The sequence below is a fragment of the Rathayibacter sp. AY1B7 genome (genome assembly GCF_002932735.1).
Taxonomy (GTDB): Bacteria; Actinomycetota; Actinomycetes; order Actinomycetales; family Microbacteriaceae; genus Rathayibacter.
Genome location: NZ_PSWK01000005.1, coordinates 60,197 through 73,465 on the forward strand (window position 1 = coordinate 60,197; position 13,269 = coordinate 73,465).

Here is a 13,269-nt window from a genome sequence, read left to right on the forward strand (position 1 = left end):
CGGATGAGCACGGCACGCCGCCGGGTCGGCGCGCTCTCGATCCGCGCGAGGATCACCGTGGGAACGGTCGCTGTGGCGACCGCCCTCTTCGCGCTCGCGGCGCTGCTCTTCTACCAGGTGGTCACCGGCATCGTCGACCGCAGCGAGCGGACGATCCTGATGTCGATCGAGGACGAGGTGCGCCGCGACATCTCGGCGGGCAACGTTCCGCGCACGCAGGGCTCGTCGACGGGCCAGCTGTTCCTCGCCCTCGCTCCCGACGGGAGCGTCAGCACCTCGACCATGCCCTCGCGCCTGAGCGGCGAGGTGCTCAGCGCTCTGGCGGAGGAGCCCGCCGACACCTCGCCCCGGTACGCCGACGTGACGACGGCGAACGGCAGCTACCTGGTCCGCTTCACGGCCATCGAGAGCGATCGCGGCGTCTGGCAGGTCGCCTCCGCGCGCGACCAGGCCGCGTCACAGCTCGTCCTCGACGACTTCGCCCACGTGCTCGTCTACGCCGCGATCTTCCTCGTCGTCACGTTCGGGCTCGCCTCGTGGATCCTGACGGGCGCGGCCCTCGCCCCGGTGCGCCGGATGCGGGCGCGCGCGGATCAGATCGCCGCCGAGCCCGGGCAGGGCGACCAGCTCCCGGTCGTCGGCACGCGCGACGAGATCGACGAGCTCGCGGTGACGCTGAACGCGTTCCTGACCAAGCAGACCGCGTCGCTGGCCCGGGAGAAGCAGATGGTGTCGGATGCGAGCCACGAGCTCCGCACTCCCCTCGCCGCGCTCTCCGCGCAGCTCGAGATCGCCCACCATCGCGTCGACGACCCGGTCGCGGTCGACCGGGTCATCCTCGACGCGCAGAAGAGCGTCGACCGGCTCGTGCGCCTCGCGTCCGCCCTGCTCGACATCTCGCGCATCGAGAGCCGCACCGTCCGCCCGACCGCTCCCTTCGCGGAGCTCGTCGACGAGCTGGTGGGCGCCGTCGACCGCACCCGCCTGCTCGCCTCGGAGTCGGGGGTGGAGATCGACTACGAGATCGACGAGCGCGAACCGGCGCGGCTCTACGCGGTCGCGTCCCAGGACTTCGGCCGGGTGATCGACAACCTCGTGAGGAACGCGATCCAGGCGATGAACGGCGGCGGCATGATCGTCGCCTCCCTCTCGCAGTCGGACGGGCGCCTGATGCTCAGCGTCTCGGACGACGGACCGGGGATGCCCGACGCCTTCATCCCGGTCGCCTTCGACCGCTTCTCCCGCCCGGACGACTCCCGGACCCTCGCCTCCGGCGGCAGCGGTCTGGGGCTGGCCCTGGTGCACACCACCGTGCTCTCGGCCGGCGGGACGGTCGCCCTGGTCAACCGCTCCCCCCGGGGTCTCGCGGTCGACATCGTCCTCCCGCCCGTCGGCTCCGCCTGAGCCGCCCCGCCCCCGGAACGACGAAGGCCCCCGGCGGACCGGGGGCCTTCGCGGAGGATCGTCAGCGCGGGTCGTCCTCGGGGCGGACGGGCTGCGGCTGTGGGTCGCCGACCGCGGCGGGCGGCGGAGCCCAGGCCGTCTGCGGCGCCTCCGCCGGGGAGGTGCCGCCGTCGAGCAGGTTGCGCGCGCGGTTGACCACCTCGGGGTCCACGAGCACGGAGTAGCTTGTCGCGATCACCTGCATGGTCGAGGTGAAGTCGCGACGGCGGCGGTTCACGGCGTAGGAGGCGAGCCCGAAGAGCATCCCGAAGCCGGCGCCGAGGAGGACCGCCGCGATGAGGAAGGAGAACTCCGTCGTCGGCGAGAAGATGATGAGCAGGAGGCCCAGGAAGACACCGAGCCAGGCGCCGGAGGCCGCTCCGGCGAGGGCGACGCGGCCCCAGGTGAGCTTGCCGGTCACCCGCTCGACGCTCTTGAGCTCGTTGCCAATGATGGCGAGCTGGCGCACCGGGAAGTCGGCGCGGGCGAGCACGTCGACGGCGGCCTGCGCCTCCTGATACGTGTCGAACGTGGCGAGGATCTCCCCGCGCGGGATCGTGGGGAAGGCCGGCCCTCGGCCGCTGAACGGCGTCTGCTGAGTCACCCGGACAGAATCGCACAGGCCACTTGAAGGTCTCTGAACGGATTCGGAGAACCGGCCGAGGGCGAGCCGGGAACGCTCGGCGTCCGCCCGGCTGCACGGGACTAGGTTTGTAGCCGTGAGTTCCGCCAGAGTCTTCGTCGCGCGCTTGGCCGGATGCAGTGTCTTCGACCCGGCCGGCGATCGCGTCGGCAAGGTCCGCGACGTGCTCCTGGTCTACCGGCAGAACGACGCCCCGCGGGTGGTCGGCCTGGTGGTCGAGATCCCCGGGCGCCGTCGCGTCTTCGTGTCGATCGGCCGGGTCACCAGCATCGGCAGCGGCCAGATCATCACCACCGGGCTCATCAACGTGCGCCGCTTCGAGCAGCGGGGCGGCGAGGTCCGCGTCATCGCCGAGCTCCTCGGCCGCCGGGTGAGCTTCGTGGACGGCTCCGGTGACGCGGTCGTCGAGGACGTCGCGATCGAGGAGGCCGCTCCCGGCGAGTGGGAGCTCGCGCAGCTCTTCGTCCGCCGGCCCAAGACCAGCCCCTCCCCCTTCGCCAAGGGCGCGACCGCCTTCGCCGGCTGGCGCGAGGTCCGCGAGAGCGTCTCGACCGAGGCGCAGTCCGCCGAGCAGTACGTCGCCAGCCTCTCCGAGCTCAAGCCCGCCGACCTCGCCAGCACGCTCCTCGACCTGCCGCAGCAGCGGATGCTCGAGGTCGCCGGCGAGCTCTCGGACGACCGCCTCGCGGACGTGCTCGAGGAGATGCCCGAGAGCGAGCAGGTCGAGATCCTCGGCCGGCTCGACGACGACCGCGCCGCCGACGTCCTCGACCAGATGCAGCCGGACGACGCGGCCGACCTGATCGCCCAGCTCTCGGAGGAGCGCGGCGAGGCGCTCCTGGAGCTGATGGAGCCCGAGGAGGCGGACGACGTCCGCATGCTCCTCACCTACGCCCCGGAGTCCGCCGGCGGTCTGATGACCACGGAGCCGATCATCGTCTCCTCCGAGGCGACCGTCGCCGAGGGTCTCGCCCTCATCCGCCGCCACGAGCTCGCCCCGGCCCTCGGCGCCGCCGTCTGCGTCACACTGCCGCCCTACGAGCCGCCGACCGGCCGCTTCCTCGGCATGGTGCACTTCCAGCGGATGCTCCGCTACCCGCCGCACGAGCGCCTCGGCACCCTGCTCGACCAGAGCATGGACCCGATCACGCCCGAGACCTCGGCGGCCGAGGTCGCCCGGATCCTGGCCAGCTACAACCTCGTCTCGGTGCCCGTCGTCGACGCGTCCCACCGCCTCGTCGGCGTCGTGACCATCGACGACGTCCTCGACTACCTCCTCCCCGACGACTGGCGCAGCCACGGCGACGACGACGAACCGAGGAAGCCGGTGACGACGGCGACGCAGGGCGTCCCGCTCGTGCCGCCGGCACCCGCGGCGACAGGCAGGACACGACGGGGACGGAGGGGCGCGCGTGGCTAGGGACACCAAGCAGGACCGGCGCCTCGACGCTCCCAAGGGCTTGCGCACCCGCGTCCTCTCGCGGCGGAACCGCCCGAGCAGCGACCGCTTCGGCCGCCTGACCGAGTCGTTCGCCCGCGGCATGGGCACGCCGTGGTTCCTGGTCGGGATGACGATCTTCTGCGTCTTCTGGCTGATGTTCAACACCTACGGGCCCGCGGACGCGCGCTTCGACTCGCAGGCCCTCGGCTTCACGGTGCTGACGCTGATCCTCTCCCTGCAGGCCTCCTACGCCGCGCCGCTGCTGCTGCTCGCGCAGAACCGCCAGGACGACCGCGACCGCGTGCAGATCGAGCAGGACCGTCAGCGGGCCGAGCGCAACCTCGCGGACACCGAGTACCTCGCGCGCGAGGTCGTGGCCCTGCGCCTGGCGATCCGCGACATGGCGAGCAAGGACTTCATCCGCTCGGAGCTGCGCGGCCTGCTCGAGGAGCTCGAGAAGGATCGGGCGCAGGAGCCCGAGCGGCGCGATGCCTGACGTCGCCGCCATCGAGACCGCCGTCAGGACGGCGCTGGCCCGCGTCGTCGATCCGGAGATCCGGAAGCCCATCACCGAGCTCGACATGCTCGAGTCGGTCGAGGCGGGGGCCGACGGAGCCGTCCGCGTCGCGATCCGGCTGACCATCGTCGGCTGCCCGGCCGCCTCCGCGATCGAGCGCGACGTGCGCGAGGCCGCGGCCTCGGCTCCCGGAGTCACGGCGGTCGACGTCGTGGTCGGAGTCATGACGCCGGCGCAGCGCACCGCCCTCACCGAGCGCCTCCAAGGCGGGCGCCGGAGCATGCCCTTCGGCCCGGACTCGCTCACCCGCGTGTACGCGGTCACCAGCGGCAAGGGCGGTGTCGGCAAGTCGACCGTCACCGCCAACCTCGCGGTCGCCCTCGCTCAGCGGGGGCTCGCGGTCGGCCTCGTGGACGCCGACGTGCACGGCTTCTCCATCCCCGGCCTGCTCGGCCTGATGCACGACGGGCGCGTCGCGGGGCCCACCCGCGTCGGCGAGCTGATGCTGCCGCCGGTGGCGCACGGCGTGAAGGTCATCTCGATCGGGATGTTCCTCGAGGGCGACACCCGGGGGGCGGCCGTCTCCTGGCGCGGACCCATGCTGCACCGCACCATCTCCCAGTTCCTCACCGACGTGTACTTCGGCGACCTCGACGTGCTCCTGCTCGACCTGCCTCCCGGCACGGGGGATGTGGCGATCTCCATCGGGCAGCTGCTCCCGCATGCGGAGGTCCTCATCGTCACCACCCCGCAGCCGGCGGCCGCCGACGTGGCCGAGCGCAGCGGCGCGCTCGCCCGCCAATCGGGTCAGCGCATCGTCGGAGTGGTCGAGAACATGTCGGGGCTTCCGCAGCCCGACGGCTCGGTGCTGGAGCTCTTCGGCAGCGGAGGCGGGGCCGAGGTCGCGCGTCGGCTCACTGCGACGGGCGACGAGGTGCCGCTGCTCGCGTCGCTGCCGATCTCCGTGGCGCTGCGGGCAGGGGGCGACGAGGGCGTGCCCGTCGTCGTCGGCGATCCGGAGGATCCTGCCGCCCGGGCGATCGACGCCCTGGCGGCGACGCTCGCCGCGCGGCCGCGGGGACTGACCGGCCGTCGTCTTCCGCTCGCCGTCGACTGACGCCTCCGCGCGGCTTCGTGCGGGCGGCGTCGGTCGGGACGCCCGCCCGACGCTCCTCGCGGAGCAGGGCTCAGGTGGCCTCGGAGTCGATCGGCGGCGGCGCGACGCTCGAGAGCGTGCCGGACGAGACGGAGCGCTGCATCGTCGTGTAGTAGCTGTCCTGCGCGGAGCCGGTGCCGCCCGGCACGACCGGAGCGGCGACAGCGGTGGGCGGCTTCACGGTGGGGGCCGGATCGTCCTCGAGCAGGGCGTCGCGGATGATGCGGCGGGGATCGTACTGGCGCGGGTCGAGCTTCTTCCAGTCGACGTCGTTGAACTCGTCGCCCATCTCGTCCTTGACGCGCTCCCGGGCCTGCGTGGCGAATCCGCGCACCTTGCGCACGAGCTGCCCGAGCTGGGCGGCGTAGTGCGGGAGGCGGTCGGGACCCAGCACGAAGACAGCGATGACCCCGATGATGAGGAGCTTGTCGAACGTCAGACCGAACACGAGGACAACACTAACCCGCCGCGCCTCCCTCGCGGAGCCCGCGCGCCACCGTACCCTGACGATGCCCGGGCGCGATCCGCTCGGTGCACCGATCAGAGGAGCGCCCCCGTGTCCGACAAGGATGCCAACTGGAAGTACGCCGAGGACGCGGTCGTCGAGTCGGAGGCCATCGCCTCGGCCCGCCGGCTCTCGGTCGAGCTGGGCATCGACGCCGTCTCCCCCTCGATCGGAGCGCAGGCCGCGCTGGTCGCCGCCGCGGCGCGCGCGACCTCCATCATCGAGATCGGCACCGGCACCGGAGTGAGCGGCCTGTGGCTGCTCGACGGCGCCCCCGAGGCGATGCTCACCTCGATCGACTCCGAGGCCGTGCACCAGCAGCACGCGCGCGCCCAGTTCCACGAGGCGGGCATCTCGCCCAACCGGCTGCGGCTCATCCCGGGCCGCGCCCTCGAGGTGCTGCCCCGGATGAACGAGAACTCCTACGACATCGTCTTCGTCGACGGCGATCCGCTGCAGGTCATCGAGAACGTCGAGCACGCGCTGCGGCTCGTCCGTCCGGGCGGGACGGTCCTCGTCCCCCACGCGCTCTGGCGCGGACGCGTGGCCAACCCCGCGCAGCGCGACGAGATCGCGACGGCGTTCCGCACGCTGGTGGCCGAGGTCTGCGCCTCCCCCGCCGTGGTCAGCGTGCTCTCGCCGATCGGCGACGGCCTGCTGCAGGCCAACAAGCGCCGCGCCTGACGAGCGCGGCCGACCGAGGAAAGACGGAACGCCCGCCGCACGGTGTGCGACGGGCGTTCACGACGGTGCGGATCAGGCGGGAGACACCACCGACGCGAGCGCGTCGTGCAGCTCTTTCGCCTCTGCATCGTTGACCGAGACGACGAGGCGTCCGCCTCCTTCGAGCGGAACGCGCACGACGATGAGTCGGCCCTCCTTAACAGCCTCCATCGGTCCGTCTCCGGTCCTCGGCTTCATGGCCGCCATAGAGTTCCCCTTTCGTGACGTATCCCCCTATTATCGTGCATCCGCGGGGGTGTTCCGAACCGCGCCCGGAAGTCGGGCGTCAGCCGATCACGGCGGGGACCAGTCGCCCGGGGTGAACACCCAGCACAGCAGCACCCAGACGATCTGCCCGACGATCGATGCGGCCACCACGAACACCCTCAGGAGAGTCGACCGCGGCACCGCGAGCGCCCCGGCCAGCGGGAACATCGGCATCAGGATGCGGAACGTGCTCGACTGCGGGTAGAAGAACGCGAAGAGGTAGATCGCGTAGCCGCCGACCCAGAGCCGCGAGAAGACGTCGAGGCTGCGCGTGGCCCGCGAGAACAGGATCGCCAGGAATCCGAGCACCACCACGACGGTGATGCCCATGCCCGTGATCGGCGAGCCGAACCAGAGGCCTCCCCACCAGCCTCCACCGGCGAACCAGGAGGTGAAGGGGATGAGCTCGCCCTCGCCGATGAAGACGCTGCGCCAGGCGAGCTCGGTGTCGGTGTAGGCGGTGAAGGAGCCGGTCACGGCCCAGGCGATGAGCAGCCAGGCGAACCCCACCGCGAGGGACCAGACCGTGAGGGAGACCGTGAAGGCGAACTCCCGGCGGGCGAACGGCTCGGTGCCGCGCACGTGCCGCCAGACGCGGTAGAGGAAGTAGAGGCCCGTCATCGCCGCGATCGCGAGACCGCTCGGGCGCAGGAGCCCCACGACCAGCACGACGGGGAACGTCCAGATCCACTTGCGGCGCACCAGCAGGAGGAGCAGCACGGCCGTCAGGAGGATGCCGCCGGACTCCGCGTAGCCGATCTGCAGGATCGGGGACGTCGGAGCGACGCAGAAGAAGACGATCCCCATCAGCGCCTGGCCCTCGCTGAGCGAGACGCGGAACAGCCGGTAGATCACCAGGCACGCCGCTGCACTGCAGACCAGGGCGACGAGCACCGCCGCGTTCGCCCAGTCGAGCCCGGTGATGTTCATCAGGCCGCGGACGGTGAACGGGTAGACGGGCATGAACGCCCAGGGGTTCTGCTCCACGGCTCCGGACGGCGAGAGCGGCAGGACCGACGGGTACCCCGTCATCCCGATCCGCTCGTACCAGCCGCCGTCCCACGTCGTCGCGAATCGGACGTAGGTGTCGCGGAGTCCCGTCCACTCGACGCCCTGACGCACGGCGCCGACACGGAGCATGATCACGGTCGTGACGACGCGGGACACGGCGAAGACCAGGAGCACCTGGATCCACCACGGGATCCTCCGGAGCAGACCCCAGCGGGAGCGGGACGGAGAGGCGTCCTCCGTCTCCGGCGCGATCGCGGTGGCGCTCACGCGAGAGGCCCGCGGTCCGTCGAGGAGGCGGAGGCGGTCGTCAGCGGGGAGCGGGCGGGTGTCGCCGCGGCTCGCCGGCGGGTCGGCCGGAGGAGGGGCGACGCGTGTCGCGGCTCACCGGCTGGCGTGAGGGGAGACATTCCGACGAGCATACCCGTGCGGGAGTCGGGAGTCCCCGGAGGAGCACCGCGCCGGGCGGGCGCGCGGCACGATCACGGCGGAGTCCAGTCCGATCCGGCGACGGCCCAGCAGATCGAGATCCAGACGATCTGGCCGCCGATCCCGAGCAGGACCAGCGCGACGCGGAAGACCGGCGAGCGCGGCACCGCCAGCGCTCCGACGAGCGGGAACATCGGGCCCAGCAGCCGGAAGGTGCTCGACTGCGGGAAGAAGAACGCCAGCAGGTAGACGCCGTACCCGGCGACCCAGGCCCGGCTGAAGAGATCGAGCCGCCGTGTCCACGGTGCGGCGAGGATCCCGACGAACGCCGCCAGCAGGAGCACCACCAGCACGACGCCGACGGCCGGAGCACCGAACCACCACGAGCCCCACCAGGCGCCGCCCTGGAACCACGGGGTCAGCGGGAGCAGCTCCTGGTAGCCGATGTAGACCGCACGCCACGCCAGCTCGGTGTCGGTGTACGCGGTCATCGACCCGGTGACGGCCCACGCCACGGCGGGCCAGAGGAAGCCGACCACGAGCCCCCACGCCGTCAGGCCCACGGCCGGCAGCCACTCCGACCGCGGGAACGGCTCCGTGCGGCGCCGGACGAACCGGTAGACGACGTACAGGCCGAGCGCGGCGGCGAAGGCGAGCCCGCTCGGCCGGGTCAGGCCCAGCAGCAGCACGACGGGCACGACCGCGAGCCAGCGCCGCCGCACCAGGAGGAGGAGCGTGACCGCGGTCAGCAGCATCGCCATCGACTCCGCGTAGGCGAGCTGCATCAGCGGCGAGGTCGGCGCCACGCAGAACAGCAGCACCGCCGTCAGCGACTGCGACTCGCCGAGGGAGTGCCGGAAGAGGCGGTACAGGACGAGGCAGGCTCCGGCTCCGCACAGGACGGAGACGGTCACGGCGGCCGGAGCCCAGGTGAGGCCGGTGACCGCCATCAGCGCCTTCACGACGCCCGGGTAGAGCGGCATGAAGGCCCAGGCGTTCTCCCCCACGTGGCCGTCCTGCGTGATCGGCAGGAAGCCGGGGTACCCGGTGGCCGCGATGATCTCGTACCAGCGGCCGTCCCACATCGACGCGAAGGCCGAGTAGGACGGGGAGGGTCCGGTCCACGGGTTCGCGAGCTGGTGCGCGGCGAACTGCAGCAGGATCACCGTCGTGACCACGCGGGTCGCGATGTACACCAGGAGGACCCGCGCCCACCACGGGACCAGGCGGAGGCGGAGGCGGACGGGGACGGCCGTGGCGCTCGCGCTCACGAGGACGCGGTCAGCCAGCGGCGGAGGCCCTCGGCGCACTCGGTGATCTCGTGCACCGCCACGCGCTCGTCGTCGGCGTGGGCCCGGAGCGGGTCGCCCGGTCCGTAGTTGACAGCCGGGATGCCCATGGCGGAGAACCGCGCGACGTCGGTCCAGCCGTACTTGGGCTTCGCCTCGGCTCCGACGGCCGCGAGGAAGGCCTGGGCCAGAGGTGCGTCCAGCCCCGGGCGGGCGCCCTCGGCCAGATCGTCCACCGTCACCTCGAACCCCTCGAAGAGCTCCTCGAGGTGGGCGAGCGCCTCCTCCCCGGACCGGTCGGGGGCGAAGCGGTAGTTGACCTGCACAGTGCAGAGGTCCGGGATCACGTTGCCCGCGACCCCGCCGGTGACGCGCACGGCGTTGACGCCCTCGCGGTACACGAGGCCCTCGACCTCGACCTCGCGCGGCACGTAGGCGGCGAGGCGGTCGAGGATCGGCGCGGCCGCGTGGATCGCGTTCTCGCCGACCCAGCTGCGGGCGGAGTGGGCGCGGACGCCGCGGGTGACCACGTCGACCCGGAGCGTCCCGTTGCAGCCGCCCTCCACTGCTCCGCTGGTCGGCTCGCCGAGCACGGCGAAGTCGGCGGAGAAGAGGTCGGGGCGGTGCCGGGAGAGACGGCCGAGGCCGTTGAGGTCCGCTGCGACCTCCTCGTTGTCGTACCACATCCAGGTGATGTCGACGGCCGGATCGGAGAGCTCGGCGGCGAGGACGAGCTGCACCGCCACTCCGGCCTTCATGTCGACGGTCCCGCGGCCGACCAGGTGCTCGACGCCGTCGATCGTCTCGGCGACGACGGGCAGGTTGCCGTTGACCGGCACCGTGTCGAGGTGCCCGGCGATCACGACGCGCTGGGCGAGGCCGAGGTTCGTCCGCGCCACGACGGTGTGGCCGTCGCGGATGACCTCGATGTGGTCGTACTGCTCGAGCGCCCACTGCACCGCGTCCGCGATCTCGAGCTCGTCGCCCGAGACGGACGGGATGTCGCAGAGGATCCGCGTCAGAGCGACCGGATCGGTGCGCAGATCGAGCGGAGGGGCGGTGGTCGGATCGGCCATGCGCCCCAGGGTAGCGGCCGGACGCTCCGCGCTACCCTGATCGGCATGACCCTCGAGCACTCCGCAGACTCCTCCGCGCCCGCCTCCGCCTGGGGATACGGGCTCGCCACCGTGGCCGCCGACGGCACCGTCCTCGACACCTGGTTCCCGGAGCCGCGCCTCGGCACCATCCCGGCCGGCCGCGACCCCTGGATCGTGCCGGCGGAGTTCGAGGAGCAGGCCGGCGAGGATCCGCGCCGCGAGGTCCGCATCGACGTGGTCACGCTGCAGATCGACGTGCAGGCGCCGCCCGCCTCCACGTCCGACGCCTACCTGCGGCTGCACCTGCTCTCGCACCTCCTGGTCCGCCCCAACGAGGTGAACCTCGACGGCGTCTTCGCCCACCTGCCGAACGTGGTGTGGACGAACGCCGGTCCGGTCTCGCCGGAGTCGTTCACCCGCCTGCGCCCCTCGCTCCGGCGCCACGGCATCCAGGCCACCGGGATCGACAAGTTCCCGCGGCTGACCGACTACGTCACCCCCGCGAAGGTGCGCATCGCGGACACCTCGCGCGTCCGCCTCGGGGCGCATCTGGCACCCGGCACGACGGTGATGCACGAGGGCTTCGTCAACTTCAACGCCGGGACCCTCGGCAGCTCGATGATCGAGGGGCGCATCTCGCAGGGCGTCGTGGTCGGCGACGGCTCGGACATCGGCGGAGGCGCGTCCATCATGGGCACCCTCTCGGGCGGAGGAGTGCAGCGCGTCTCGATCGGCGCGCGGGCGCTGCTGGGTGCGAACTCGGGCATCGGCATCTCCCTCGGCGACGACACCGTCGTCGAGGCCGGCCTCTACGTGACCGCCGGCACCAAGGTCGTCGTGGTCGGCGGAGCGCCGCGCGCCGACGGCGCCCCGCAGACCGTGAAGGCCGTGCAGCTCTCGGGCGTGCCGAACCTGCTCTTCCGCCGCAACTCACTCACCGGAGCTGTCGAGGTCCTCCCCCGCACCGGCGCCGGCATCGAGCTGAACGCCGCCCTGCACGCCTGAGGACGGGCGTCCGGCGCCGCCGGGCCCAGCAGGCGGCACCCCGGGACGACCCGTGCTGATCGAGTCCGCGGCGACCACGCCGCTCTGCGTCCCGCCTCGAAGAAGAGGTTCGAGCCTCGGACGGCTGACGAGAGGCGGGTGCGCTGCACAGCGAGAGCCCGCCCCCGGCGGGGACGGGCTCTCGGGGACCGGTCAGCGGTCGGTCGGCCAGTGGCGCTCGGGTGACCCCATGTAGAGCTGCTGCGGGCGGCCGATCTTGGTCTGCTTGTCGGTGTTCATCTCGCGCCAGTGGGCGATCCAGCCGGGCAGGCGGCCGATCGCGAAGAGCACGGTGAACATCCGGGTCGGGAAGCCCATCGCCTTGTAGATGACGCCCGTGTAGAAGTCGACGTTCGGGTAGAGGCGCCGCTCCTTGAAGTAGTCGTCCTCGAGAGCGAGGGCCTCGAGCTCCATCGCGATGTCGAGCAGCGGGTCCTTCACGCCGAGGGCCTGCAGGACCTCGGAGGCGCTCTCCTTGACCAGCTTCGCGCGCGGGTCGTAGTTCTTGTACACCCGGTGGCCGAAGCCCATCAGGCGCACGCCCTCCTCCTTGCTCTTCACCCGCTCGACGAACGTCGACACGCTCTCGCCCGACTCGCGGATCCGGCCGAGCATGGTGAGCACCGCCTCGTTCGCTCCGCCGTGCAGAGGGCCGAACAGGGCGTTGATGCCGGCCGAGACGGAGGCGTAGAGGTTCGCCTCGGTGGAGCCGACGAGGCGGACGGTCGACGTCGACGCGTTCTGCTCGTGGTCCTCGTGGAGGATCAGGAGGCGGTCGAGCGCCTTCGAGAGCACCGGGTCGACCTGGTACTGCTCGGCCATCGTGCCGAAGTTGAGGCGGAGGAAGTTGTCGACGAAGCTCAGCGAGTTGTCCGGGTAGAGGAACGCCTGGCCGATCGCCTTCTTGTGGGCGTACGCCGCCATCACGGGCAGCTTCGCCAGGAGGCGGATCGTGGTGAGCTCCACAGCCTCCGGATCCTTCGGGTTGGAGCTGTCCTCGTAGTACGTCGACAGGGCCGACACTCCGGCCGAGAGCACCGACATGGGGTGCGCGCTGTGAGGGAGCGCGTCGAAGAAGCGCTTGAGGTCCTCGTGGAGGAGCGTGTGGCGGCGGATGCGCTCGTCGAAGCCCGCGAGCTCGTCGGCCGTCGGCAGCTCGCCGTAGATGAGGAGCCAGGCCACCTCGAGGTAGGTCGCGTTGGTGGCCACCTCCTCGATCGGGTAGCCGCGGTAGCGGAGGATCCCCTGGTCGCCGTCGATGTAGGTGATCTGCGACTTGGTCGCCGCCGTGTTCACGAAGCCGTAGTCGAGCGACATGAAGCCGGTCTGCTTCGACAGGGTCGAGAAGTCGATGCTCGAGGAGCCGTCGACGCTGCGCAGGACCGGGAAGTCCGCGGTGCGGTCGCCGAAGGTGAGCGTGACCTTCTCGGGGAGCTCCTGCTCCGCCGGCGCGGGAGGCGGCGTCGTGGCGCTCCCGGTCGCGGGCTCCGTGGAGCCCACCGTCGCGGTTCCGTCGCTCTGCGTGCCGGATTCGGTCACAACGCCTCCCAGGTCGTCGCGGTCGCACCCCGGGAGCGCTCGCGCGGAGCGGGCGGCGCCGGGTCTGGATCGTGGTGCAGCCGGGGCCTCGCGAGGCGCCGTCGACCGAACCACATACAGCCTATGGGCAAAGCGGGGGCACTGTGACATCGCCCAGCGCTGGGGCCG

Annotated in this window: 13 protein-coding genes; 6 read left to right on the forward strand and 7 right to left on the reverse strand. The window is 71.9% G+C overall.

The window, feature by feature from the left end; translation table 11 throughout:
* Positions 1–3: 3 nt before the first annotated feature.
* The gene (locus C5C95_RS04455) at positions 4–1,404 is read left to right on the forward strand and encodes a cell wall metabolism sensor histidine kinase WalK (RefSeq protein ID WP_146076469.1); all 1,401 of its coding nucleotides are present in this window, start codon (positions 4–6) and stop codon (positions 1,402–1,404) included.
* A 61-nt stretch (positions 1,405–1,465) separates the two neighbouring features.
* Here the strand turns inward: C5C95_RS04455 and C5C95_RS04460 are convergent, their stop codons facing one another.
* Positions 1,466–2,047, reverse strand: a complete 582-nt coding sequence (locus tag C5C95_RS04460; protein WP_258063423.1) for a general stress protein — start codon at positions 2,045–2,047, stop codon at positions 1,466–1,468.
* A 115-nt stretch (positions 2,048–2,162) separates the two neighbouring features.
* Here C5C95_RS04460 and C5C95_RS04465 point away from each other — a divergent pair, with 115 nt between their 5' ends.
* Genes C5C95_RS04465 through C5C95_RS04475 form a run of 3 tightly spaced genes read left to right on the forward strand, consistent with a single transcriptional unit; the run spans position 2,163 to position 5,161 of the window.
* On the forward strand, positions 2,163–3,506 hold the full coding sequence (locus tag C5C95_RS04465; protein ID WP_104225554.1) for a magnesium transporter MgtE N-terminal domain-containing protein: 1,344 nt from the start codon (positions 2,163–2,165) through the stop codon (positions 3,504–3,506).
* A complete protein-coding gene (locus C5C95_RS04470) occupies positions 3,499–4,023 on the forward strand; it encodes a DUF1003 domain-containing protein (protein WP_104222991.1) in 525 nt (174 codons plus the stop codon). Before C5C95_RS04465 ends, C5C95_RS04470 begins: the two co-directional genes overlap by 8 nt.
* Positions 4,016–5,161, forward strand: coding sequence for an Mrp/NBP35 family ATP-binding protein (locus C5C95_RS04475; RefSeq protein WP_104323897.1), 1,146 nt, complete (start codon positions 4,016–4,018; stop codon positions 5,159–5,161). Before C5C95_RS04470 ends, C5C95_RS04475 begins: the two co-directional genes overlap by 8 nt.
* A gap of 70 nt (positions 5,162–5,231) precedes the next feature.
* Here C5C95_RS04475 and C5C95_RS04480 read toward each other — a convergent pair whose 3' ends face one another.
* Positions 5,232–5,648, reverse strand: coding sequence for a twin-arginine translocase TatA/TatE family subunit (locus tag C5C95_RS04480; protein WP_146076468.1), 417 nt, complete (start codon positions 5,646–5,648; stop codon positions 5,232–5,234).
* Between the two features lie 108 nt (positions 5,649–5,756).
* Between C5C95_RS04480 and C5C95_RS04485 the strand changes: the two genes are divergently transcribed.
* Complete coding sequence (locus tag C5C95_RS04485) at positions 5,757–6,389, forward strand: O-methyltransferase (protein ID WP_104222989.1); 633 nt, start codon at positions 5,757–5,759, stop codon at positions 6,387–6,389.
* A 72-nt stretch (positions 6,390–6,461) separates the two neighbouring features.
* Here C5C95_RS04485 and C5C95_RS04490 read toward each other — a convergent pair whose 3' ends face one another.
* The 4 genes from C5C95_RS04490 to dapE form a co-directional block, all read right to left on the reverse strand.
* The gene (locus C5C95_RS04490) at positions 6,462–6,635 is read right to left on the reverse strand and encodes a DUF3117 domain-containing protein (RefSeq protein WP_068208299.1); all 174 of its coding nucleotides are present in this window, start codon (positions 6,633–6,635) and stop codon (positions 6,462–6,464) included.
* An 87-nt stretch (positions 6,636–6,722) separates the two neighbouring features.
* Complete coding sequence (locus C5C95_RS04495; RefSeq protein WP_104222988.1) at positions 6,723–7,973, reverse strand: hypothetical protein; 1,251 nt, start codon at positions 7,971–7,973, stop codon at positions 6,723–6,725.
* 212 nt (positions 7,974–8,185) lie between these two features.
* Positions 8,186–9,403, reverse strand: coding sequence for a hypothetical protein (locus C5C95_RS04500; protein WP_244229451.1), 1,218 nt, complete (start codon positions 9,401–9,403; stop codon positions 8,186–8,188).
* A complete protein-coding gene (gene dapE / locus C5C95_RS04505) occupies positions 9,400–10,497 on the reverse strand; it encodes a succinyl-diaminopimelate desuccinylase (RefSeq protein WP_104323898.1) in 1,098 nt (365 codons plus the stop codon). The genes C5C95_RS04500 and dapE overlap by 4 nt, the downstream gene beginning before the upstream one ends.
* A gap of 45 nt (positions 10,498–10,542) precedes the next feature.
* On the opposite strand from dapE, the gene dapD reads away from it, so the two are divergent.
* The gene (dapD, locus tag C5C95_RS04510) at positions 10,543–11,523 is read left to right on the forward strand and encodes a 2,3,4,5-tetrahydropyridine-2,6-dicarboxylate N-succinyltransferase (RefSeq protein ID WP_104246605.1); all 981 of its coding nucleotides are present in this window, start codon (positions 10,543–10,545) and stop codon (positions 11,521–11,523) included.
* A 192-nt stretch (positions 11,524–11,715) separates the two neighbouring features.
* Here the strand turns inward: dapD and C5C95_RS04515 are convergent, their stop codons facing one another.
* Positions 11,716–13,101 carry a citrate synthase gene (locus tag C5C95_RS04515; protein ID WP_258063160.1) on the reverse strand — a complete coding sequence of 462 codons (1,386 nt, stop codon included), beginning with the start codon at positions 13,099–13,101 and terminating at the stop codon, positions 11,716–11,718.
* Positions 13,102–13,269: the final 168 nt, after the last annotated feature.

What these genes read in the sequence shown, in the direction of transcription:
- C5C95_RS04455 (WP_146076469.1), top strand. Translation starts at nt 4, where the DNA reads ATGAGCACGGCACGCCGCCGGGTCGGCGCGCTCTCGATCCGCGCGAGG.
- C5C95_RS04475 (WP_104323897.1), top strand. Translation starts at nt 4,016, where the DNA reads ATGCCTGACGTCGCCGCCATCGAGACCGCCGTCAGGACGGCGCTGGCC.
- C5C95_RS04490 (WP_068208299.1), bottom strand. Translation starts at nt 6,635, where the DNA reads ATGGCGGCCATGAAGCCGAGGACCGGAGACGGACCGATGGAGGCTGTT.
- dapE (WP_104323898.1), bottom strand. Translation starts at nt 10,497, where the DNA reads ATGGCCGATCCGACCACCGCCCCTCCGCTCGATCTGCGCACCGATCCG.
- dapD (WP_104246605.1), top strand. Translation starts at nt 10,543, where the DNA reads ATGACCCTCGAGCACTCCGCAGACTCCTCCGCGCCCGCCTCCGCCTGG.